This window comes from Kitasatospora sp. NEAU-CNBT7, assembly GCF_057220535.1.
Genome location: NZ_JBXQQB010000029.1, coordinates 26865 through 47983 on the forward strand (window position 1 = coordinate 26865; position 21119 = coordinate 47983).

At 74.9% G+C, this 21119-nt stretch carries 23 protein-coding genes; 14 read left to right on the plus strand and 9 right to left on the minus strand.

Annotated elements, in window-relative coordinates:
- Positions 1-114: 114 nt before the first annotated feature.
- Both AC2TEW_RS29515 and AC2TEW_RS29520 read right to left on the minus strand, forming a co-directional pair.
- Positions 115-753, minus strand: coding sequence for an FMN-binding negative transcriptional regulator (locus AC2TEW_RS29515; protein WP_484626404.1), 639 nt, complete (start codon positions 751-753; stop codon positions 115-117).
- On the minus strand, positions 753-1421 hold the full coding sequence (locus AC2TEW_RS29520; RefSeq protein WP_484626405.1) for a pyridoxamine 5'-phosphate oxidase family protein: 669 nt from the start codon (positions 1419-1421) through the stop codon (positions 753-755). The genes AC2TEW_RS29515 and AC2TEW_RS29520 overlap by 1 nt, the downstream gene beginning before the upstream one ends.
- Positions 1422-1455: 34 nt before the next feature.
- Between AC2TEW_RS29520 and AC2TEW_RS29525 the strand changes: the two genes are divergently transcribed.
- Positions 1456-2808 (plus strand): aminotransferase class I/II-fold pyridoxal phosphate-dependent enzyme, encoded by a 1353-nt coding sequence (locus tag AC2TEW_RS29525; protein WP_484626406.1) that lies wholly within the window; start codon positions 1456-1458, stop codon positions 2806-2808.
- Between the two features lie 150 nt (positions 2809-2958).
- Entirely contained in the window at positions 2959-4131 is a 1173-nt protein-coding gene (locus AC2TEW_RS29530; RefSeq protein WP_484626407.1) for a GDSL-type esterase/lipase family protein, read from the plus strand.
- Between the two features lie 268 nt (positions 4132-4399).
- Here the strand turns inward: AC2TEW_RS29530 and AC2TEW_RS29535 are convergent, their stop codons facing one another.
- Positions 4400-5758: an NAD(P)/FAD-dependent oxidoreductase gene (locus AC2TEW_RS29535; protein WP_484626408.1), complete on the minus strand. Its 1359-nt coding sequence runs from the start codon at positions 5756-5758 to the stop codon at positions 4400-4402.
- 125 nt (positions 5759-5883) lie between these two features.
- On the opposite strand from AC2TEW_RS29535, the gene AC2TEW_RS29540 reads away from it, so the two are divergent.
- The 5 genes from AC2TEW_RS29540 to purB all read left to right on the plus strand — a co-directional run bounded on the left by AC2TEW_RS29540 (position 5884) and on the right by purB (position 10182).
- Positions 5884-6639 carry a HipA family kinase gene (locus tag AC2TEW_RS29540; protein ID WP_484626409.1) on the plus strand — a complete coding sequence of 252 codons (756 nt, stop codon included), beginning with the start codon at positions 5884-5886 and terminating at the stop codon, positions 6637-6639.
- Positions 6636-7082, plus strand: a complete 447-nt coding sequence (locus tag AC2TEW_RS29545) for a DUF3037 domain-containing protein (RefSeq protein ID WP_484626410.1) — start codon at positions 6636-6638, stop codon at positions 7080-7082. The genes AC2TEW_RS29540 and AC2TEW_RS29545 overlap by 4 nt, the downstream gene beginning before the upstream one ends.
- Positions 7083-7179: 97 nt before the next feature.
- Positions 7180-7620, plus strand: coding sequence for a MarR family winged helix-turn-helix transcriptional regulator (locus tag AC2TEW_RS29550; RefSeq protein ID WP_033821370.1), 441 nt, complete (start codon positions 7180-7182; stop codon positions 7618-7620).
- A 61-nt stretch (positions 7621-7681) separates the two neighbouring features.
- Entirely contained in the window at positions 7682-8659 is a 978-nt protein-coding gene (locus AC2TEW_RS29555; protein ID WP_484626411.1) for a hypothetical protein, read from the plus strand.
- A gap of 92 nt (positions 8660-8751) precedes the next feature.
- On the plus strand, positions 8752-10182 hold the full coding sequence (gene purB, locus AC2TEW_RS29560; RefSeq protein WP_484626412.1) for an adenylosuccinate lyase: 1431 nt from the start codon (positions 8752-8754) through the stop codon (positions 10180-10182).
- A 78-nt stretch (positions 10183-10260) separates the two neighbouring features.
- Here the strand turns inward: purB and AC2TEW_RS29565 are convergent, their stop codons facing one another.
- A complete protein-coding gene (locus tag AC2TEW_RS29565) occupies positions 10261-11814 on the minus strand; it encodes an MFS transporter (protein ID WP_484626413.1) in 1554 nt (517 codons plus the stop codon).
- Between the two features lie 213 nt (positions 11815-12027).
- On the opposite strand from AC2TEW_RS29565, the gene AC2TEW_RS29570 reads away from it, so the two are divergent.
- The gene (locus AC2TEW_RS29570; RefSeq protein WP_484626414.1) at positions 12028-12846 is read left to right on the plus strand and encodes a VIT1/CCC1 transporter family protein; all 819 of its coding nucleotides are present in this window, start codon (positions 12028-12030) and stop codon (positions 12844-12846) included.
- A 51-nt stretch (positions 12847-12897) separates the two neighbouring features.
- Here the strand turns inward: AC2TEW_RS29570 and AC2TEW_RS29575 are convergent, their stop codons facing one another.
- Positions 12898-13815, minus strand: a complete 918-nt coding sequence (locus tag AC2TEW_RS29575) for an AurF N-oxygenase family protein (RefSeq protein ID WP_484626415.1) — start codon at positions 13813-13815, stop codon at positions 12898-12900.
- Positions 13816-13971: 156 nt separating this feature from the next.
- Here AC2TEW_RS29575 and AC2TEW_RS29580 point away from each other — a divergent pair, with 156 nt between their 5' ends.
- Together AC2TEW_RS29580 and AC2TEW_RS29585 are read left to right on the plus strand one after the other, a co-directional pair.
- Positions 13972-14982 (plus strand): PHP domain-containing protein, encoded by a 1011-nt coding sequence (locus AC2TEW_RS29580; RefSeq protein ID WP_484626416.1) that lies wholly within the window; start codon positions 13972-13974, stop codon positions 14980-14982.
- Between the two features lie 270 nt (positions 14983-15252).
- Positions 15253-15819 carry a DJ-1/PfpI family protein gene (locus AC2TEW_RS29585; RefSeq protein ID WP_033821374.1) on the plus strand — a complete coding sequence of 189 codons (567 nt, stop codon included), beginning with the start codon at positions 15253-15255 and terminating at the stop codon, positions 15817-15819.
- A 154-nt stretch (positions 15820-15973) separates the two neighbouring features.
- Here the strand turns inward: AC2TEW_RS29585 and AC2TEW_RS29590 are convergent, their stop codons facing one another.
- The gene (locus AC2TEW_RS29590) at positions 15974-16918 is read right to left on the minus strand and encodes a carbohydrate kinase family protein (protein WP_484626417.1); all 945 of its coding nucleotides are present in this window, start codon (positions 16916-16918) and stop codon (positions 15974-15976) included.
- A gap of 281 nt (positions 16919-17199) precedes the next feature.
- On the opposite strand from AC2TEW_RS29590, the gene AC2TEW_RS29595 reads away from it, so the two are divergent.
- Positions 17200-17808, plus strand: a complete 609-nt coding sequence (locus AC2TEW_RS29595) for a TIGR03086 family metal-binding protein (protein ID WP_484626418.1) — start codon at positions 17200-17202, stop codon at positions 17806-17808.
- Between the two features lie 107 nt (positions 17809-17915).
- Here AC2TEW_RS29595 and AC2TEW_RS29600 read toward each other — a convergent pair whose 3' ends face one another.
- Positions 17916-18305 (minus strand): SCO5389 family protein, encoded by a 390-nt coding sequence (locus AC2TEW_RS29600; RefSeq protein ID WP_484626419.1) that lies wholly within the window; start codon positions 18303-18305, stop codon positions 17916-17918.
- Between the two features lie 242 nt (positions 18306-18547).
- Here AC2TEW_RS29600 and AC2TEW_RS29605 point away from each other — a divergent pair, with 242 nt between their 5' ends.
- Positions 18548-18820 carry a DUF2630 family protein gene (locus AC2TEW_RS29605; protein ID WP_033819674.1) on the plus strand — a complete coding sequence of 91 codons (273 nt, stop codon included), beginning with the start codon at positions 18548-18550 and terminating at the stop codon, positions 18818-18820.
- 3 nt (positions 18821-18823) lie between these two features.
- Here the strand turns inward: AC2TEW_RS29605 and AC2TEW_RS29610 are convergent, their stop codons facing one another.
- On the minus strand, positions 18824-19309 hold the full coding sequence (locus tag AC2TEW_RS29610) for a MarR family winged helix-turn-helix transcriptional regulator (RefSeq protein WP_484626420.1): 486 nt from the start codon (positions 19307-19309) through the stop codon (positions 18824-18826).
- Between the two features lie 131 nt (positions 19310-19440).
- On the opposite strand from AC2TEW_RS29610, the gene AC2TEW_RS29615 reads away from it, so the two are divergent.
- Positions 19441-19851, plus strand: a complete 411-nt coding sequence (locus tag AC2TEW_RS29615; protein ID WP_033819675.1) for an organic hydroperoxide resistance protein — start codon at positions 19441-19443, stop codon at positions 19849-19851.
- Positions 19852-19995: 144 nt separating this feature from the next.
- Here AC2TEW_RS29615 and AC2TEW_RS29620 read toward each other — a convergent pair whose 3' ends face one another.
- A complete protein-coding gene (locus AC2TEW_RS29620; protein ID WP_484626421.1) occupies positions 19996-20778 on the minus strand; it encodes an SGNH/GDSL hydrolase family protein in 783 nt (260 codons plus the stop codon).
- Positions 20779-20973: 195 nt separating this feature from the next.
- On the opposite strand from AC2TEW_RS29620, the gene AC2TEW_RS29625 reads away from it, so the two are divergent.
- Positions 20974-21108: a DUF6126 family protein gene (locus tag AC2TEW_RS29625; RefSeq protein ID WP_233288981.1), complete on the plus strand. Its 135-nt coding sequence runs from the start codon at positions 20974-20976 to the stop codon at positions 21106-21108.
- Positions 21109-21119 lie beyond the last annotated feature (11 nt).

Genomic DNA, 21119 nt, shown 5'->3' on the forward strand with positions numbered 1-21119 from the left:
TTCCACCAGCACTCGGCCCGGATCGCGCGCCGGGAAGCTGACGGGTCGACAGGTCGCCGTCCGGCTCACCCGATCGGCCGGGTGTCGGGGCCCGCCGTGCGCCCGTACGGGCCGTCAGGCCTGCGGGCAGCCGCCCGCCCGGCGGGCGTTGCGCCGCAGCAGCTGCGCCCGGGCCGCCGCGTCCAGGCCCTCGCCGCGCCCGGCCAGCCGCTCGGCGAGCGCGGCCTGCACCGGGACCGGCTTCTTGTCGTCGTACTTGAACTTCGCCCGGACCTCGCGGACCGTCAGCCGCAGCCCGCGCAGGCCGGACAGCAGCGGGCCGAACGGCGGCCGGCCGGGCTCGACCCGGACCTCGGGGGTCTCCGGCTGGAAGTGCGCCAGCTGGCGGTTGAGGATCTCGGCCTTGCCCGCCGGGTCCTCGACCGGCTCGGCGGTGCAGTGGAAGTGCACCGAGGCGTAGTAGCTGGTCGGGGTGGCGGGCTCGCCGCGCCAGTGGCCGGGGGCGAAGACGTAGTCGTCGGTCACCGCCAGGGTGACGTGCGGGTCGGCGCGGACGGCCGCCCACAGCGGGTTGGGCGTGGCGAGGTGGAGCAGGATCTCGCCCCGGCCGGCGTCCAGCAGGAAGTGGGTGGGGACCAGGACCGGGCCGGCGCCGGCCGGGCCGTTGGCCGCCAGCAGCCCGAAGTCCCGCCCGGCCGCCAGCCAGGCGCGCCACTCGTCCTCGTCGCCGCGGTCCCAGGAGCGGATCAGCATCAGGCGCCGCCGCGGCCGAACCCGCTCAGGTGGGCGGGGAGCGGGCCGGGGCTGGAGGGGTGCGGCTCGGGGGTGCCGTACACGGTGGTGACGGGGATCAGGCCGGACCAGTGCGGCAGTCCGAGGTCGGCGTCGTCGTCGTCCGCGTCGTCGGCGCGGGTCTTGGCGGAGACCTCGTCCAGGTCGAGCCGGACCACGGCGGTGGCGGCCAGTTCCTTGGCGTTGGCCGGCCGGACCTCGCCGGAGCGGCCGGGCACGGCGTGGTCGACCAGCGCGTCCAGCGCGAGGGCCAGCTCCTCGGGGTCGGTGACCTGGTACGCGGTGCCGTGGGCCACCACCGAGCGGAAGTTGACGGAGTGGTTGAACGCCGACTTGGTCAGCACCAGGGCGTCCACCAGCGTCACCGTCACGCAGACCCGCAGGCCCTGGTCGCCGCCGGCGGCGCGCAGCGGACGGCTGCCGGTCGAGCCGTGGACGTACAGCCGGTCGCCGACCCGGGCGTAGATGGTGGGCAGCACCACCGGGGCGCCGTCCGGTGCGACGAAGCCGAGGTGGCAGACCCAGGAGCTGTCGAGGATCCGCTGGATCGCCTCCTTCTCCCAGGTGGCGCGGTCCTTGTAGCGGGTGGGGGTGGTGCGAGGGGTCCGGGCGTACGCCGTGTCCGACATGACAACCTCTATGTACTAGTGCATACTTGTGTTTGTGCTAGGAGATTATCGGATCAAGGGTCGGCGCGCCACCGAGATCGCCGCCGACGTCGAGCGCGCGGTCGGTGCCGGGGCGCTGGCGCCCGGCGCGGCCCTGCCGGCGCTGCGCGACCTCGCCGGCGAGCTCGGGGTCAACCCCAACACCGTCGCCGCCGCCTACCGGCTGCTGCGCGACCGGGGCGTCATCGAGACGGCCGGCCGCAAGGGCAGCCGGATCCGGCCCCGGCCCGTCACCACCCCCCGCGACCAGGTCCGGATCCCGGTCCCGCCCGGCGCCCGGGACCTCTCCAGCGGCAACCCGGACCCGGCGCTGCTGCCCGACCCCGGCCCGGCGCTGGCCGTCGCCGCGGCCGCGGCCGCCGACCGTCCGGTGATGTACGGCGACCCGGTGGCCGACCCCGGCCTGCTGGAGCTGGCCGCCGCCGCCTACCGCGCCGACGGCGCCCCCGAGGGCGCGCTCGCGGTCTGCTCCGGTTCGCTCGACGCGATCGGCCGGGTGCTGGCCGCCCGGCTGCGCCCCGGCGACCTGGTCGCGGTCGAGGACCCGGGCTGGGGCAGCCTGCTCGACCTGCTGCCCGCACTCGGCCTGCGGACCGTCCCGGTCGGCCTGGACGACCAGGGGCCGCTGCCCGGCGAGGTCGGCGCCGCGCTGGCCGCCGGGGCCCGCGCCCTGATCGTCACCAGCCGGGCCCAGAACCCGACCGGCGCCGCGGTCGGCGCCGCCCGGGCCGCCCGGCTGCGCCCGGTGCTGGCGGCCCACCCGGAGGTGCTGGTGATCGAGGACGACCACGGCCACGGCATGGTCCACCAGCCGTTCGAGTCGCTGGTCGCGGCGGACGGCGGCGGCGCCGCGGTCCGGCACTGGGCGCTGGTCCGCTCGGCCGCCAAGGCGCTCGCCCCCGACCTGCGGCTGTCGGTGCTGCTCGGCGACCGCGACACCGTGGACCGGGTGCTCGGCCGCCAGCGGCTCGACACCGGCTGGGTCAGCCTGCTGCTCCAGCGGACGGTCGCCGAGCTGTGGCGCACCGGCGCCGCGCCGCCCGGGGAGGTCGCCGCCGCGTACCGCGAGCGCCGGGAGGCTCTGCTGACCGCGCTCGCCGCCCGCGGCATCGCCGCGCACGGCGAGAGCGGACTGAACGTGTGGGTGCCGGTCCCGGACGAGTCAGGGGTGACCGCGGCCCTGGTGCAGCGGGGCTGGGTGCCCTCGCCGGGCGCCCGCTACCGGCAGCAGTCCCCGCCCGGCATCCGGCTCACCGTCTCGACCCTGACGGCGGCCGAGGCGACCGCGCTCGCGGACGATCTCGCGGGGATCCTCGGCGGCCGCGGCGACGGCTCGCGACTGATCTGAACCGACCGGTAACTCAGCGAAATACCTCTGTCGGATACCTAGCGGTAACAAGCGCGGGCATGTCACATTCATCGCGCCACCGGCCGGCGGCCCACCCTCACCCGTGCCTCGCGACCCCACCTTCGCGAGGCCGTCCGCAGGAGTTTCGCCGTGCCCAAGAGCCGACGCACAACCCCACGCACCCCGCGCCTCCTCGCGCTGCTCGCCGCAGCAGCGCTCGCCCTGCCCGGCCTGACCGCGCTGGCCGCCCCCGCCGGGGCGGCCGAGACGGCCGGTACCACCACCGCCACCGTCTCGATGGGGGACAGCTACATCTCCGGCGAGGCCGGACGCTGGCAGGGCAACAGCCTGACCACCAGCGGCAGCCGCAGCGGCACCGACCGCGCCTACACCGGCAGCGGCTACGACCCCTCCCGGGTCTACGGCAGCACGTACGCGAGCGGGTGCGACCGCTCGGACGTGGCCGAGATCCGCAGCGCCGGCACCATCAGCCAGGCCCAGATCAACCTGGCCTGCTCGGGTGCCGTCAGCTCCAACGTCTTCCGGGCGTCCAACGGCGGCCAGTCCTTCAAGGGCGAGGCCCCGCAGGCCGACCAGCTGGCGACCGTGGCCCGGCAGTACAACGTCAAGCTGATCACCCTCTCGATCGGCGGCAACGACCTGGGCTTCGCCGACGTGATCTCCAGCTGCGTGCAGGACTACCTGGTCTGGTACTCCTACTGCCACGACGACCAGCAGGACGCGGTCGACTCGCAGATGAACGCGGCGATGGCGGGCGTCTCCAAGTCGGTCGACGAGATCCGGGCCGTGATGTCCGCGGCCGGCTACGCCAACGGCAGCTACCGGATCGTGCTGCAGTCCTACCCGTCGCCGATCCCGCGCAGCAGCGAGAACCGCTACCCGGAGAGCGGCTGGACCCGGGCCAACACCGGCGGCTGTCCGTTCTGGAACCAGGACGCGGACTGGGCACGCGACAGCCTCGTCCCGCAGATCTCCAACGGGATCGCCGCCGTCGCCGCCGCCAAGGGCGTCCAGTTCCTCGACCTGCGCGACCTGCTGCAGGGCCGCGAGGTCTGCTCGAAGGCGACCAAGCTGGCGACCTCCTCCAGCGCGCCCTCGGCGACCACCAGCGAGTGGGCCCGCTGGCTCGACATGGGCACCTCCACGCAGGGCACCCTGCAGGAGTCGTTCCACCCGAACTACTACGCCCAGCTCGCGCTCGGCCGCTGCCTGACGCTGCTCAACGCGCAGCCGACCGGCAACTGGTCCTGCCGCAACACGGCGGGCAAGGACACCACCGGGGTGTACCTGGCCGCCCGCTAGGAAAGGCCCTGGCCGCCCCCGCGGCCGACCCGGCCCGCCAGGAGCGGACACGAGCCGGCGCCGCCGTCCCACCCGGGACGGCGGCGCCGGACCGCTCGGCGGCCCAGGGCCGGTCCGGCGGACCTTGCCGGGCGTGCGACGCCGGATCATCCCGACTGGACGCACGCCCGAATCGCCCAAGTACGTCCAGTACGAGGCCGATCCGGGCGCACGCCCAGACGGGCGCCCGACGCCGCACGCTGATCCGACAAGGTCCGCCGGACCGACCCTAGCCCTTGGCCAGCAGCGCCTGGGCGTGGGCGCGTACCTGGTCCTTGGTCAGATAGGCGTCGGTGTACTCGAAGTCGCGCAGCCGGGCGGGCTGGCGGGCCAGGAAACCGGTGCGGACGAAGTCGTCGCCGGCGGTCGCGTTCAGCAGCCAGTTGGCGCCGACCCGGAACTTGGCCGCATTGGTCCGCATCGCCATCAGGTGGTAGCTGCGGGCCACCAACTGGGCCGGCAGGCCGTGGAGTTCGATACCGACCGGCTTGGAGACGGCGTCCTTGCCGCCGAGGTCCACGACCAGCCCGAGATCCTTGTGGTAGTACGGCTCGAGCGGCTCGCCGCGCAGCGCGGCCACCAGGTTGTCGGCGCAGGCCCGGCCCTGGCGGGCGGAGTGCTGGGCGGTGGGCGGGCAGACCGCGCCGTCGCCGTTGGCGAGGTCCGGGACGGCCGCCGCGTCGCCGAGCGCGAAGACGCCCTCGAACTGCGGCACCCGCATCTCCGCCGTCACCGCGACCCGGCCGCGTACGGTCTCCGCGTCCAGCGTGCCGATCAGCGGGCTGGCGGCGACCCCGGCGGTCCAGATCAGGGTCCGGCAGGGCAGCACCCGGCCGTCGGTGAACTTCACCGTCTCCGCGCCGACCTCGGCCACCGAGACGCCCAGCGACACCTCGATGCCGCGCTCGCGCAGGATCTGCAGCGCGGTGACCCCGAGCTTGTCGCCGAGTTCGGGCATCAGCTTGGGCGCGATGTCGATCAGGTGCCACTTGATCAGCCGGGGGTCCAGCCGCGGGTAGCGCCGGCTGGCGGCGGTGGTCAGGCGCTGGAGGCAGGCCGCCGTCTCGGTGCCCGCGTAGCCGCCGCCGACCACCACGAACTGCAGCCGGGACTCGCGCTCGCGCTCGTCGCGGGTGGCGGAGGCCAGGTCGAGCTGGGCGATCACGTGGTCGCGCACGTACGTCGCCTCGGCGAGCGTCTTCATCCCGCGCGCGTAGTCCGGCAGACCGGGGATGTCGAAGGTGCGGGTGACACTGCCGGGGGCCAGCACCAGGTAGTCGTACCGCTCGGCGGTGACCTCGTCGGTGATCTTGCGGACCACGCAGACCTTGGAGCGCGGGTCGACCCCGATCGCGCCGCCCGGGACGATGTGGGTGCGGTGCAGGGAGCGGCGCAGCGAGACCGCGACCGACTGCGGGGTCAGCACGCCCGCCGCGACGTGCGGCAGCAGCGGCAGGTAGAGCTGGTAGCTGAAGGGGGCGACCAGCGAGATCTCCGCCTCCGAGGGGGAGAGCTTGCGTTCCAGGCGGCGTGCGCACTCCAGGCCGGCGAAGCCGCCGCCGACGATCAGGATCCGAGGTCGCTCCATCGTCCATCCCTTGTGTGCCGTTTTGTGCCGAACCAGGACAGTTGTCCGCCACCCTCTCACCGACCCTCTGCCGTTGCCACCGCAGACGCGCGCGGGAGCCCTCGGACGGTCGGTAGGCTGGCCCGATGCTCCCCGAGGTGACGGCGGTCCGGTACGTGACGCCCCTGCGTGAAGGCGGCTCGATGCCGGGCCTGGTCGAGGCCGACGACCGGAGGCTGTACGTGCTCAAGTGGGCCGGCGCCGCCCAGGGCCGCAAGGCGCTGGTCGCCGAGGTGCTGGCCGGCGAACTGGCCCGCGGGCTCGGGCTGCCGGTCCCCGAGCTGGTGCGGATCGACCTCGACCCGGTGCTCGCCCGCAGCGAGCCCGAACCGCAGATCCAGGAGCAGATCCGGGCCAGCGGCGGCGTCAACCTCGGCATGGCCTTCGTCAGCGGCGCGCTCAACTTCGACCCGCTCTGCTTCGAGGTCGACCCCGAACTGGCGGGCCGGGTGCTCTGGTTCGACGCGCTGATCGGCAACGTCGACCGGTCCTGGCGCAACCCCAACCTGCTGGTCGCCGCGGGCGGCCTGCGGCTCATCGACCACGGCGCGAGCCTGATCTTCCACCACCACTGGGCGGGCGCCGCCAACTGGATCGGGCGGCCGTACGACGCCTCGGACCACGCCCTGCTGGGTGCGGCACCCGACCTGAAGGCCGCCGACGCCGACCTCGGCCCGGCCGCCGCCGAGGCGCTGCCCGCGGCCGTCGAGGCGATCCCGGACGAGTGGCTGACCGACGAGGCGGGCTTCGACGGCCCGCAGGCCGTACGCGAGGCCTACATCGCGCAGCTCACGGCCCGCCTGGCGGCCCCGCGGGACTGGCTTCCGGAGATGGCGGCATGAACGGCGACCAGAGGTACCTGCTCGATCCGGCGGGGCAGGGCGGGCCCGACGGCCCGGAGGCCGAGGTCCGGCACGACTACGAGTACGCCGTGCTGCGCGCGGTCCCCCGGGTCGAGCGCGGGGAGTTCGTCAACGTAGGCGTCCTGCTGTACTGCCGGCGGACCGAGTACCTCGGTGCCCGCACCCACCTCGACCAGGGACGGCTGCTGGCGCTCGACCCGGTCGCGGACGTCGCCGGGGTCCGGCGCGCCCTGCACGGGGTCGAGGCGGTCTGCGCGGGCGGACCGGCCGCCGGGCCCGCGGCCGGCGACAGCCCCGGCCGGCGCTTTCGCTGGCTGACCGCGCCGCGCAGCGCCGTCCTCCAGCCCGGCCCGGTGCACACCGGGCTGACCGCCGACCCGGAGGCGGAGCTGCGGCACCTCTTCGGGCTGATGGTGCTCTGAACCGACGGCGTTCCGGCCGGGCCCGGAGGACATTCCGCAGGCACTTGCCGGGGTCAAAGCTGGAGCTGGTGAACCATCTCGGCGTAACCTGGCCGACATGGGCACCACAGCGACCACCCCGGCACCTTCCACCGTCGACCTGATGGACGCGGTGGCGGCCGTCGGCACGGCCTACTTCCAGGACTTCGCCCTGGCCGCGGGCCGGCACGGCCTGAACCCCTCGCAGGCCAAGGCGCTCAAGGCGGTCCTGGAGCCGGTGCCGATGCGGGCGCTGGCCGGCCGGCTCGGCTGTGACGCCTCCAACGTGACCGGCATCGTGGACCGGCTGGAGGCGCTCGGCCTCGCCCACCGCGAGACCGCGGCCGGCGACCGCCGGGTCAAGATCGTCGCGATCACCGCCGAGGGCCGCGCCATCCTCGACCGGATCCGCGACGACATGACCCGCGCCCACGAGGCCTTCGACAGCCTCGACGACGACCAGCGCACCTCGCTCGACCAGCTCTGCCGCCAGGTCCTCCCGCTGCTCACCGCCCGCTGAGCACGGGTCCGGCGCCCGGACGGGCACGAGGTACGAGAGGTAGGGGGAGGGGAGGGGCGCGGTGAGCGGCTGGACGGTGACCGGCCTCGGCTGGCACGACGGCGTCCCGCGGCTGGCCGCGACCGACTGGCGGCGCGAACACGCCCGCGAACTCGTCGGCGGCATGCGGATCGGCTGGACGGTCACCGGACCGCGCCGCTGCACCGGGGTGCGCACCGGACGGCAGCACCGGCGCTGCCCGTACGGCGAACTGATCCCCGCCGAGGGCCGCAGCAGCCAGTGCGGGACCTGCCAGCGGCTCGACCCGGGCCTGGCGCTCGCCCGGGACCAGATCCTCGACGACGGCCGCACCTACCGCCTGTACCTGGCCTGGTTCGGCCCCGGACTGCTCAAGATCGGCCTGACCGGGGAGCACCGGGGCACCGCCCGGCTGCTCGACCAGGCTGCGCCGGTCTTCACCTTCGTCGGACGCGGCCGGCTGCCGGCCGTCCGCCGGGCCGAACTCACCGTCGCGCAGGCGGGCCTGGCCCGGGAACGGGTCAGGAGCGAGGTCAAGTCCGCCGCCTGGTGGGGACTGGCCGAGGTCGCGGACCGGCGGCGCGAGCTGACCGACGGCCGCCGCGAGGTGCTCCGGCTGCTGGCGGGCCACGAGCTCGACCTGCTGCCCGACCAGCCCGTCACCGACCACACCGCGCTGTTCGGCCTGGCCGACGGCGTACCTCCGGCGTACCGGAAGATCACCGCGCTGAGCCCCGGCGCCACCCTCGCGGGGACGCTGCGCCCGGCCATCGGCGGCCACCTGTTCCTCGACCCCGATGCGGACCCCGATGCGGACGCCGGTCCCGGTCCCGGTCCCGGACCCGGTGCCGCCGCCGACCCCGCCGCGGGCGCGGCCGGGGGCGGCGGGCCGCTGCTGCTGGACACCCGGCTGCTGGCCGGGTGGGGCCTGGCGGCCGGGGACGTCCGGCGGTGCGCGGGACTCGACCTGCGCAGCTGTGTCCGGCCGGCTGGGCCGGATGCCCAGGACGCGCTGTTCTGAGCCGCGCCGCCGCGGCCCGGCGGGCGCGCCGCGGGCGGGCCCGCGTGTACCGCCGTCGGCTGTCGTGACCTCGACTGTTAGGCTTGCGAAGCGTGAGCGCGAAGCCCCAGATCCCCAATGTCCTGGCCTCCCGGTACGCTTCGGCGACCCTGGCCCAGCTGTGGTCCCCCGAGCACAAGGTGGTCCTCGAGCGCCATCTGTGGCTCGCCGTCCTGAAGGCCCAGCAGGATCTCGGCATCGAGGTCCCGGCCACCGCCGTCGCGGACTACGAGCGGGTCGTCGACCAGGTCGACCTGGAGTCGATCGCCGCCCGTGAGCGGGTCACCCGGCACGACGTGAAGGCCCGGATCGAGGAGTTCAGCGAGCTCGCCGGGCACGAGCAGATCCACAAGGGCATGACCTCGCGGGACCTCACCGAGAACGTCGAGCAGCTGCAGATCCGGCAGTCGCTGGAGCACGTCCGCGACCGTACGGTGGCCGTCCTGGTCCGCCTCGGCCGGCTCTCCGCCGAGCACGCCGAGCTGGTCATGGCGGGCCGCTCGCACAACGTGGCCGCCCAGGCCACCACCCTCGGCAAGCGCTTCGCGACCGTCGCCGACGAGCTGCTGGTCGCCTTCAACCGGCTCGAGGAGCTGATCGCCCGCTACCCGCTGCGCGGGATCAAGGGCCCGGTCGGCACCGCCCAGGACATGCTCGACCTGCTCGGCGGCGACGCCGACAAGCTCGCCGAGCTGGAGAGCCGGGTGGCCGGCCACCTGGGCTTCGCCAACGTGCTCACCAGCGTCGGCCAGGTCTACCCGCGGTCGCTGGACTTCGAGGTCGTCACCGCGCTCGTCCAGCTGGCCGCCGCGCCGTCCAGCCTGGCCAAGACCATCCGGCTGATGGCCGGCCACGAGCTGGTCACCGAGGGCTTCAAGGCCGGCCAGGTCGGTTCCTCGGCCATGCCGCACAAGATGAACACCCGCTCCTGCGAGCGCGTCAACGGCCTCGCGGTGATCCTGCGCGGCTACGCGTCGATGACCGCCGAGCTCGGCGGCGACCAGTGGAACGAGGGCGACGTCTCCTGCTCGGTGGTCCGCCGGGTCGCGCTGCCGGACGCGTTCTTCGCGTTCGACGGCCTGCTGGAGACCTTCCTGACCGTGCTCGACGAGTTCGGCGCGTTCCCCGCCGTGATCGAGGCCGAGCTGGACCGCTACCTGCCGTTCCTCGCCACCACCAAGGTGCTGATGGGCGCGGTGCGGGCCGGTGTCGGGCGGGAGACCGCGCACGAGGTGATCAAGGAGCACGCGGTGGCCTCGGCGCTCGCGATGCGCGAGGGCGCCCGGGAGAACGCGCTGCTCGACAAGCTCGCGGCGGACGACCGGATCCCGCTGGACCGGGCCGGACTGGACGCGCTGCTGGCCGACCGGCTGTCCTTCACCGGTGCGGCGGGGGCGCAGGTGGCCGAGGTGGTACGGCGGGTCCAGGCGGTCGCGGACACGTATCCGGCGGCTGCCAAGTACGCGCCGGGTGACATTCTCTGAAATCTGTCAGCTGTCAGTCGTTGACTGTCGGCTGATGTCTGACATCTGACGGCCCGACGCCCCGACGGCCCCGCTCACTCACGTCCGAGCGGGGCCGTCCGGCTTGACGCCGGCCCGGCCCGCCGGGCCCTCGCGGCCGGGCCCGATGGGCGGGGTCGTCGGCCCGCAGTACCAGTCGCAGTCGGGCTCGGCCACCGGCCGGTCGGGCTCCAGCGCATCGCTGGGTACGGTCGCCAGGGCCAGCAGCCCGCCCGCCGCGAGCAGCCCGGCGCAGATCAGCATCGCGGTGTGGAACGCGTCGTTCACCTCGGCGGGCACCTGGTACGCCTCGCCGCTCAGCCCGGACAGTGCGGGCAGCGCCGCGACGGCGAACAGCCCGGCGGCCCGGGCCGCGGCGTTGTTCACCCCGCTGGCGATGCCCGCCCGCTGCACGTCCACCGCCGCCAGGACGGTGGCCGTCAGCGGCGCGACCACCAGCGTCATCCCCGCGCCCAGGACCGTCACCGCGGGCAGCACGTCCGTCCAGTACGAGGCGCCCGGGCCGATCCGCAGCATCATCAGCACCCCGGCCGAACAGATCATCGGGCCGAGGAAGAGCGGCAGGCGCGGCCCGATCGCCTTGCTCAGGCGTCCGGCCCGGCTGGAGAGCGCCAGCATCAGCACCGTGATCGGGATCAACGCCACCCCGGCGGCCAGCGGGCTGAACCCGGCCACCGTCTGCAACTGCACGGTGAGCAGCAGGAAGATGCCGCTGAAGGCGGCGTACACGCACAGGGTGACCAGGTTGACCGAGGTGAACAGGCGCGAGGCGAACAGCCCCAGCGGGAGCATCGGGTTGGCGGACCGCCGCTCCGCCACCACGAAGGCGATCCCGAACAGCACACCGGCCACCCCGGCGATCAGCGAGAGGCCCTTGCCGCCCTCGGTGAGCGCGTAGGTCACACCGGCCAGGGCGAGGGCGGCGAGCACCGCGCCGCGGACGTCGAACCGGCCCTCGTCCGCCGGGTCGCGGGTCTCGGGGACGTGGCGGACGGTCACCAGGACCACGGCCGCCGCCAGCGGGACGTTCAGGAGGAAGATCCACCGCCAGCCCGGGCCGTCCACCAGCCAGCCGCCGAGGAAGGGTCCCACGGCCGCCGCGACCCCGCCCAGCCCCGACCAGGCGCCCACCGCACCGGCCCGGTCGTCCGGGTGGAACACCGCCTGGAGCATGGCCAGCGACCCGGGGGTCAGCAGCGCGCCGCCGACACCCTGCAGCGCACGGGCGAAGATCAGTACCCCGATGGTGGGCGCGGCCGCGCACAGGGCCGAGGCGGCGGCGAACCAGCACACCCCGATCAGGAACACCCGCCGCCGCCCGTACCGGTCGCCGAGCGAGCCGCCGAGCAGGATCAGCGCGGCCAGCGTGAGCATGTAGGCGTTGACGGTCCACTGCAGGGCCGCCAGGGAGGCACCGAGGTCGGCGCCGATCCTCGGGAGCGCCACATTGACCACGGTGCCGTCGAGCATCGCCATGCCCGAACCGAGCACCGTGGCCAGGATGACCCACCGCCCCCGGGGCGTCCCGAGCCGGATGCCGCCCACACCGTCCGGCCCCGCGGCGTGCTGGGAGGCCGGATCCACGTCGTCCACGTCCCGATCGTCCGCCCCCGGAGGGGCCCGCGCACCCCGAACGGTGGAATCCGCGGCGATCCCGGGTCCGCCTCCCCGGGCCGTCCGGCGGGCGCGCCCCGCCGCAGCGCGGTGATCCGCCGGACAGGCCCTAGCCTGACCACGCCGGCACCGAGCGGTCGGCAACACGGGCGGCGGGCGGCCGGTGCGGCCGGGAGGCGAGGAGGTACCGGGATGACGTCACCCACGGCCGGCCCCGACTGGGCGGTGCTGGCGCCGCACTGGGACCCGGCCGGGCGCAGCCCCGAGGCGGACCGGGCGGCCGAGGAGGAGCTGGCGGTCCTCGGCCGTACGGCGGGCCGGGTGGCCGGCGGAGGCATCCGGGCCGCGGTGCTCGGGGTCAACGACGGGCTGGTCACCAACCTGTGCATGATCCTCGGGGTGGCGGGCGCCTCGGTGGACGCCGGGACGGTGCGGCTGTCCGGCCTGGCCAGCCTGGTGGCGGGCGCGCTGTCGATGGCGGCCGGCGAGTGGGTGTCGGTCCGCAGCCAGGTCGAGGTGGCCCGGGGGATGGAGGACTCGCTGCACCGGGCCTGGCAGCACTCGCCGCCGGTGGTCCTGGCCCATCTGACCCGCACCATGCGCGCCCGCGGCCTGGACCCGGAGACGGCGGTCCGGGCCAGCCGCGGTGTGGTGTCGGCCGGCCGCGGTGCCCGGGCGACCAGCCTGCGCATCCTGTACGGGGTGAGCGCGCAGGACGCGGGGACGCCGGTGGTGGCGGCGGTCAGCTCGCTGCTGCTGTTCGCCTTCGGTGCGCTGGTGCCGCTGCTGCCGTGGTTCCTCACCGAGGGCGGCCCGGCGGTGACCGCCTCCGTCGTGCTGACGGCGGCGGCCTCGCTGGCGGTCGGCGGCGTGCTGGGCCGCGGGTCGGGCCCGGGGACCGCCGCCGGGCGGCGGGTGCTCCGGACGGCGCTGCGCCAGCTGCTGATCGTCGCCGTCGCCTCGGCCGTCACCTTCGGGATCGGCCGGCTGGCGGGCTCGGCCGTGCTGTAGGCCGCTTCGGGCAGGTCCCCGCCGCCCGCCGCCCGGTGCCGGGCGTCCGGCTCAGCGCCGCGGGGCCAGCAGCGCGGCGCGGCGCCACATCGGTTCGACGCCGCGGTCGATGATCCCCAGCTCGGTGAAGAAGCCGACCGCCTTGCGCGCCCACTCCACCCGGGTGTCCCGCCAGTACGGGTTGAGGTGGGCGGCCCGCTGTGCGGCCACCGGGTCCAGGCCCGCCCGGGCGTACACCCGCGGGTGGATGATCTCCTCCACCGCCTGGTTGGCCAGGACCGCCAGCGCCCGCCGGAACACCGCCCGGCGCGCCGTGCTCATCCGGGCCCAGCGGCGTTCCAGCTCCGGCTTGGCGTAGCCGATGTGCCGGGCCTCCTCGATCACGTGGATCCGGGCCACCGAGCGGGCCAGCGGCTGCAGGGACTCGTCCCGGATCATCTCCCGCTGCATCGCGTCGGTGAACTCCTCGACGAATATCGCCCCGGCGAAGGTCATCGCGGTGTCGTTGGCCAGGAAGTGCAGCTGCCCGAGCCGCTGCGCCCGGCGGCTGGGCCGGGCGGAGGGGTAGCCGGTGGCGCTGATGTACCGGGCGAACATGGTGGAGTGCCGGCACTCGTCGGCGACCTCGGTGAGCGCGTACTGGGCGTGCCGGGTGGTCAGGTCGCTCTCGTAGACGTGCCGGACCAGTCCCTCCATCAGGACCAGTTCGAACCAGATCCCGGCCGCCGTCGTGCTGGCGAACTGGTCGACGCTGAGCCGGGCCTGCTGCTGCGGGTCGAGCGAGTGCCACAGCGGGGTGCCGTACAGCGAGACCCGGTGCGGGGGGACGGCGAAGTGCGCCGGGTCGAGGGGGGCGTCCCAGTCGATCTCGGTGAGCGGGTCGTAGGAGTGCTTGGCGGAGGCGCGCAGCAGCCGTTCGGCGTTCTGCTCGCGGTCCTGCGGCCGGGCGGCGGTGGTGGCTTCGCGCATGGGGGCTCCCGTGAGGGGCGGGGTGGCAGGGTCGGGGCCGACGGTCCCGCGTACGGCCCCGGGAGGAGTCAAGCAGTTATACACGGTGTCAACAAGGGTTCGGTGGCGAATCCCTCGCCGAGCGGCGGCCGGTGACGCCGGGCCAGACTTGGCGGTATGGACCCGGTCACCGCACTCGAACGGATCGCCTTCCTGCTCGAACGGGAGCTGGCCTCCCCATACCGGGTGAAGGCCTTCCGCACCGCGGCCGAGGCCGCCGTCGCCCTGCCGCCGGGACCGCTGGACGCCACCCGCGCCGCCCAGGTGCCCGGCATCGGGCCGGTGACCGCGCAGGTGATCGCGGAGGCGGCGGCCGGCCGGGTTCCCGACTACCTGGCGGAGCTCGAGCAGCGGGCCGGTCCGCTCGCCGAGGGCGGCGAGGACCTGCTGGCGGCCCAGCGCGGCGACTGCCACCTGCACTCCGACTGGTCGGACGGCGGCAGCCCGATCGAGCTGATGGCCCGCACCGCCCGCGACCTCGGCCACGCATGGGCGGTGCTGACCGACCACTCGCCCCGCCTCAAGGTGGCCCGCGGCCTCAGCCCCGACCGGCTGCGCCAGCAGCTGGAGGTGGTGGCCGCGGTCAACGCCGAACTCGCGCCGTTCCGGCTGCTCAGCGGCATCGAGTGCGACATCCTCGACGACGGTTCGCTGGACCAGGAGGAGGACCTGCTCGCCGAGCTGGACGTGGTGGTCGCCTCCGTCCACTCCAAGCTCCGGATGGACGCCGGCGCGATGACCCGGCGGCTGCTGGCCGCGGTCGGCAACCCGCGGGTCGACATCCTCGGCCACTGCACCGGCCGCCTGATCGCGGGGAAGACCCGCCCGGAGTCCGTCTTCGACGCCGAGGCCGTCTTCGCCGCCTGCGCCGCGGCCGGTACCGCCGTGGAGATCAACTGCCGCCCCGAGCGCCGCGATCCGCCCGCCCGGCTGATCGCGGTGGCCGCGGCCGCGGGCTGCCTGTTCTCGATCGACACCGACGCCCACGCGCCGGGCCAGCTGGACTGGCAGGCGTACGGCTGCGCCCGGGCGGCCGCCGCCGGCCTCGAGGCGGGGCGGATCATCACCACCTGGCCGGTGGAGCGGCTGCTCGACTGGACGGCCGGGCGGACGGCCCGACCCGGCTGACGCGGCGGCGGCCCCCGGGCGGCCCGGGGGTGGGGGCGCGCGGGGCGGGTCGGGTGCGCCGGTGCTCTGCGCCGTGCGCCTCGTTGCCGGACGGGCCGCCGACGGGCAGTGTGTGTCGCGATCGGCCCCCGCAACGGGCCGGCTCCTGCGCGGGTCGCCCTGCCTGGCCGACCTGTGCGATCGACCTGTGCGATCGACCTGTGCGATCGACCTGTGCGATCGACCTGCACGGTCGACCTGTTCCGGCGGACGAAGGGCGGAATCCCGGGTATGGCAGCCAAGATCCTCATTGTGACCGGTGACGCGGCGGAGTCGCTGGAGGTCTTCTACCCGTACCAGCGGCTGCGCGAGGAGGGGTACGAGGTCCACATCGCGGCGCCGAGCCGCAAGCGGCTGCAGTTCGTGGTGCACGACTTCGTGGAGGGCTTCGACACCTACACGGAGAAGCCCGGCTACACCTGGCAGGCCGACCTCGCCGTCGCCGAGGTCGACCCGGCCGACTACGTGGCGCTGGTGCTGCCCGGCGGGCGCGCCCCGGAGTACCTGCGCAACGACCCCGAGGTGCAGCGGATCGTCCGGCACTTCTTCGAACTCGACAAGCCGGTCGCCCAGCTCTGCCACGGGCCGCTGATCCCGCTGGTCGGCGGTGTGCTGGCGGGCCGCCGCACGGCCGCGTACCCGGCGCTGGAGCCGGACGTGGTGGCGGGCGGCGCCGGTTTCGTGGACGGCGAGGCCGTGGTGGACGGCGTGCTGGTCTCCGGCCGGGCCTGGCCGGACCACCCGGGCTGGATGAAGGCGTTCGTCGAGGTGCTGCGGGAGAAGGCGCCGGTCGAGTGAGCCGCGGACGGCCGCCGCGCCTCCGGTGGCGGGGCGGCCGTCCGTGCGGGTGCGGTGCCGGGCCTGCGGTCCGGCACCGGAGCCGGCCGCGTTCGGGCGTGCAAGGTGCCCGGGGCGGTCGGGGCGGTCGGGGTGCTCAAGGTGCTCAGGGTGCTCAGGGTGCGAGCAGGGCGGCCCGTGGCGGGTTGGCGCCGGGTACCGCGCAGGTGAGGGCCGCCACCCTGGCGGCGAAGCGGCAGGCCTCGGTGGCCCGGTCGAGGTCGAGCCGGTCCAGGCGGCCGCCGAGCAGTCCCTGGCCGCCGAGGTGGTGGAGCAGCCCCGCGGTGAAGGCGTCGCCCGCGCCGACGGTGTCCACCACGGTGACCGGCTCCGCGGGCAGCCGTACCCGCTCGCCGTCCAGTGAGAGCAGGGCCCCGGCCGCGCCCAGGGTGACCACCACCAGGCGTACGCCCGCGGCGTGCCAGCGGTCGCAGGCCTGCTCGGCGGGGACCCCGGGGAGCAGCTGGGCCAGGTCGTCGTCGCTGAGCCGCAGCAGGTCGGCCAGCTCGCACCAGCGGGCCAGCCGCTCCCGGTAGGCGGCCGCGGGCACCAGCAGCGGCCGGACGTTGGGGTCGACCGAGACGGTGGCGCGGGCCGACGCACGGGACAGGAACTCCTCGACCACCGGCCCGCCGGGCGCGCGGACCAGGGCGAGCGAACCGCTGTGCACGCACGCGGGGTCTCCGGCCGGTTCGGCGTCGAGCTCGGCCGCGGTCCACTGCCAGTCGGCCGCGCCCTCGGCGTGGAAGGAGTAGCTCGCGCGGCCCTCGCCGTCGAGGTCCGCGACGGCCAGCGTGCTGGGCTCGGGGGCGGCCACGCAGCCCTCCAGGTCCACCCCCGAGTCCGCCAGGTGGGCCCGGAACAGCCGGCCGAAGACGTCGCCGGACAGCCGTCCCAGGAACCGGGTGGGGGTACCGAGCCGGGCCAGCGCGACCGCCGTGTTGGCCGGCCCGCCGCCGGGGTGGACCCGCAGGGCGAGTTCGCCGTGGGTGCCGCGGCGGCCGTCGGTGAAGGCGTCGGCGACGCACTCGCCGAGCACGGTGATCTGGCGGCGGGACATGGCGGCTCCTCCGGTCACGGCGGGCCCGGGCCGGGGACCGCCGGGCGGCGGGTCCGGCGGGCCGGCGCGCCCATCATCCACCGTGGCCCGGACGGCCGACCCAGCGCGGTGCCGGGACGGCCGGCCGGACGGGCCGAGCCCGGTCGCGCGGACCGGAAGACGGCCGCGACGGGCGCCGGGACGCGGCCGGAACACGGGCCGGGACGCGGCCGGAACGCGTCGGAGAGGCCCGGGACGCGGCCCGGGATGCCGGGGCCGGGCAGGGGGAGGAGTGTGGGTTCATGGCATGTCATCACGCGAACGGCGCGCACCGGGAGGTGCTGGAGCGCTACACGGAGGCGGTGGAGGAGTTCGGCCGGCTGGTCGGCATGGTGCTGGCGCGCCAGTGGGGGCTGCCGACGCCGTGCACCGAGTGGACCGTCCGGGAGCTGGTCAACCACCTGACGGCGGAGCAGCTGTGGGTGCCCGAGATGCTCGCCGGGCTCACGGTGTCGCAGGTCGGGCCCAGGTTCCAGGGGGACGTCCTGGGGGACGACCCGGCCGAGGCCTGGGATTCGGCGGTGCGTGAAGCCACGGCCGCCTTCACCGCGCCGGGGGCGCTCGACCGCACCGTGCACCTGTCGTACGCGGACCGGGACGCGCTCGGCTACTGCCGGGAGATGGCGGTGGACGCGGTGGTGCACGGCTGGGACCTGGCCAGGGCGCTCGGCGGCGCGGGCCGGATGACGCCGGCCGCCGCCGAGTTCGTCCTGGCCGAGGTGGTGGCCTACGGCGATCTGTCCTCCACCGGCATGTTCGCCGCCGCCGTGCCGACCGGCCCGGACGCCGACCCGCAGACCCGGCTGCTGGGGCTGGCGGGCCGGGATCCGGGCTGGTCGCCGCCCGGCTGACGTACGGCGAACCGGGCCCCGCGCACGGCGCGCCCCGGGCACGGCGCCGCGGGCACGGCGGTTGCCGTGCGGAGGCCGGCGGGTACCGGCCGTGCCCGGCGCCGGGGTCAGCAGTCCCGGAACTCCGGTGACTGGTTGAGCAGCTGGGCGCGGACCGAGGTGAAGCGCCGGTAGGTCTCGCCCTGTTCGGCGCCCGGATGGAAGACCGCCACGCGGTGGCAGTTCTGGAAGGCGAGACGGACGTTGAAGTGCCGCTCCAGGCTGCCCCGGATCGCGTCGCTGGCCAGGGCCCGCAGCAGCTGGGCGCGTTCCGCCTCGGTCGGGGCGGCGGTGTTGTCGGCGAACTCGGCTGCGCCGCCGCGCAGTTCGCCGGTCAGCCGGGAGATCAGCCGGTAGGCGTAGGGGAGTGAGGTGCGGACGGTGTCGACGAACGCGCGCTCGTCGACCTCCTCGCGCTCGGCCTGGGCCAGCAGGGTGGGGGAGACGTCGAGGGACATCGGACCAGCTCCTTCTTAGAAGTGAAAGTCATTTCCAGTTGGGGATCCTGATGTTTCGCTGACGCACTGTCAAATCCCTGTTGCGCCATCCGGGTCGGCGGCCGTGTGGCATGGGGGGCCGCTGGGCGCCCGGGCTTCGGCCGGACGGGTGGGGCGGCCGTGCACCGGCTGCGGTCGCGTGCTGCTGCGGCCGTTCCTAGGCTGGAGCCACACCGAGGAGGGCCGGCCCGAGGAGGCGTCGCATGACACAGCAACCGGACCTGGGGGCGGAGGCGGACCGGCGGATCCTGGAACGGATCAGCGACATGGTCGCCGCCGAGCGTGACCTGCGCGCGCTCCTCGCCGACGGCCGGATCGACGCCGACACCGAGCGGCAGCGGCTGCGCGACATCGAGCAGCAGCTCGACCAGAGCTGGGACCTGCTCCGCCAGCGGCGGGCGCGCAAGGAGGCCGGTGAGGACCCGAACCTGGCCAGCGTGCGCAGCGTCGAAGAGGTCGAGCAGTACGAGTCCTGAGGCTCAGGACTCCTCGAGGGCCGCGGTGTCCAGGACCGCCGAGTCGAGCGCGGCGGTGACGCGGTCGAGCATGGTGCGCAGCTCGGTCAGGTCGGTGAGCGCCAGGCCGGTCGCGCGGCTGATCCGGCGGGGCACTTGGAGCGCCTGCTCGCGCAGGGCGGCGCCCGTGTCGGTGAGGCTGACGGTGACCGAGCGCTCGTCCTCGGCGCTGCGCTCGCGGCGGACCAGGCCGGCTGCCTCCAGCCGCTTGAGGAGGGGGGAGAGGGTGCCGGAGTCGAGTCGCAGCCGCTCGCCGATCTGCTTGACCGGCAGCTCGCCGTGCTCCCAGAGCACCAGCATCGCCAGGTACTGCGGGTAGGTCAGGCCGAGGTCCTTCAGGGCGACCCGGTAGACGCCGCCGAAGGCGCGCGCGGCGGCGTGCAGGGAGAAGCAGATCTGCCGGTCGAGGCTGAGCAGCTCCGCGTCCGGCAGTTCGGAGAGCGTGGTCATGGCTCCCAGGGTACCGGGAGGCTGTCGCCGACGATTTAGTTGTGCGCAATTCAGTTGTGTGCTCTACTTGTCGTCGTGAGGGCGGCCCGAAGACTCCGGCGGGCCGTCGAAGGCGACGAAGGGAACCCCTGATGGACGCGCTGTACACGGCTGCCGCCACCGCCAACGGCCGCGAGGGCCGCACGGTCAGCTCCGACGGCCGGCTCGACCTCGCCCTGGCGATGCCGCCGGCGCTCGGCGGCAACGGCGAGGGCACCAACCCCGAGCAGCTGTTCGCGGCCGGCTACGCCGCCTGTTTCGCCAGCGCGCTCGGCCTGGTCGGCCGGCAGGCCCGGGTCGACACCGGGGAGATCTCGGTGACCGCCGAGGTCTCGATCGGCAAGGACGACACCGGCTTCGGCCTGGCCGTGACGCTGCGCGTCGAGCTGCCGGACGCCCTCGCCGGCGAGACCGGTGAGCTGCTGGTCAAGCAGGCCCACGAGGTCTGCCCGTACTCCAAGGCCACCCGCGGCAACATCCCGGTGGAGCTCGTCGTCGAGTAGGTCCGGCGGGGAAGCCCGGCCGCAGGCGACGCGGAAACGCCCGAGGGCCCGTACCACCACTCGGTGGTACGGGCCCTCGGGCGCTGCGCGCGCTGCATCGCACTGCCTCGCGCGGCTCCGGGCGTCGCCGCGCGGGCGACGGGGTCAGAGCGGGAGCAGCTCCGGGCGCTTCGCCTCGACGTGGTCACCGGAGGACTCGCCGCGCAGCCGCCGGCCGACCCACGGGATCAGGTAGGTCCGGGCCCACTGCAGGTTCTCCCGGCGCTGCTCCGCCGGGGTCGGCGCCGGCACCGCCGGCCACGGCGCCTCCGGGTCGTCGGCGACCGGCAGCCCCAGCGAACGGGCCGCGAGCAGCGCGACCCGCTGGTGGCCCTCCGGGGACAGGTGCAGCCGGTCGTCGTGCCAGGCCCGCCGGTCGTGGACCGAACGCAGCGACCACAGATCCGCCACCACGCAGTCGTTGCGGTCGGCGATGGCCCGCAGGTGCACGTTGTACGTGGCGATCTTGCCGCGCAGGTGGCGCAGCACCGGCACGTCGCGGGTGTCGAAACCGGTGCACACCAGCACGGTGCCCGCGCTGCGCCGCAGCTCCACCACCGCCCGCTCGAAGCGTTCGGCGACCTCGTCCGGGTCGCTGCCCGGACGCAGGATGTCGTTGCCGCCGGCGCAGAAGGTCACCAGGTCGGGCTGGATCCGGTGGACCTGCGGCACCTGCTCGGCGCTGATCTGGTCGAGCAGGCGCCCGCGGACGGCCAGGTTGGCGTAGCGGAAGCCGCCGACGGGGTCGCGGTCGGCGAGCATCCCGGCCAGGCGGTCGGCCCAGCCGGCGAACCGGCCGTCCGCGCCGGGGTCGTTGAGGCCTTCGGTGAAGGAGTCGCCGAGGGCGACGTACGAGTGAAGGTCAGGGGTCTCCTGGTGATCGGCCATGACGAAGATAGTTCACCTTGTGAAGTGACTTACGCCACCGTAGGTGGGCCGGTGCGGAGCGTGATCTCCGCCACGGTGCCCGCCGGGCCGGTCCGCGCGGGCGGCCGGACCGTAGGGTGGAGGCCGCGGACCGCCGGCCGGCGGCCCCGTCCGGGCCGTCCGGCCCGTCCGGCCAGACCAGGAGTCCCCGTCCCCATGTCCGACGCCGTCCACGACGAGAAGACCCGGCGCCGGGCCATGATGATCCGGGCCTCGATCTACATCGCGGGCACCCACCTGTTCGCCGGTTTCGTGATCCTGCTCTTCGCCCTCGGCGGCCGCCACCACTGAGCCGCCCCCGC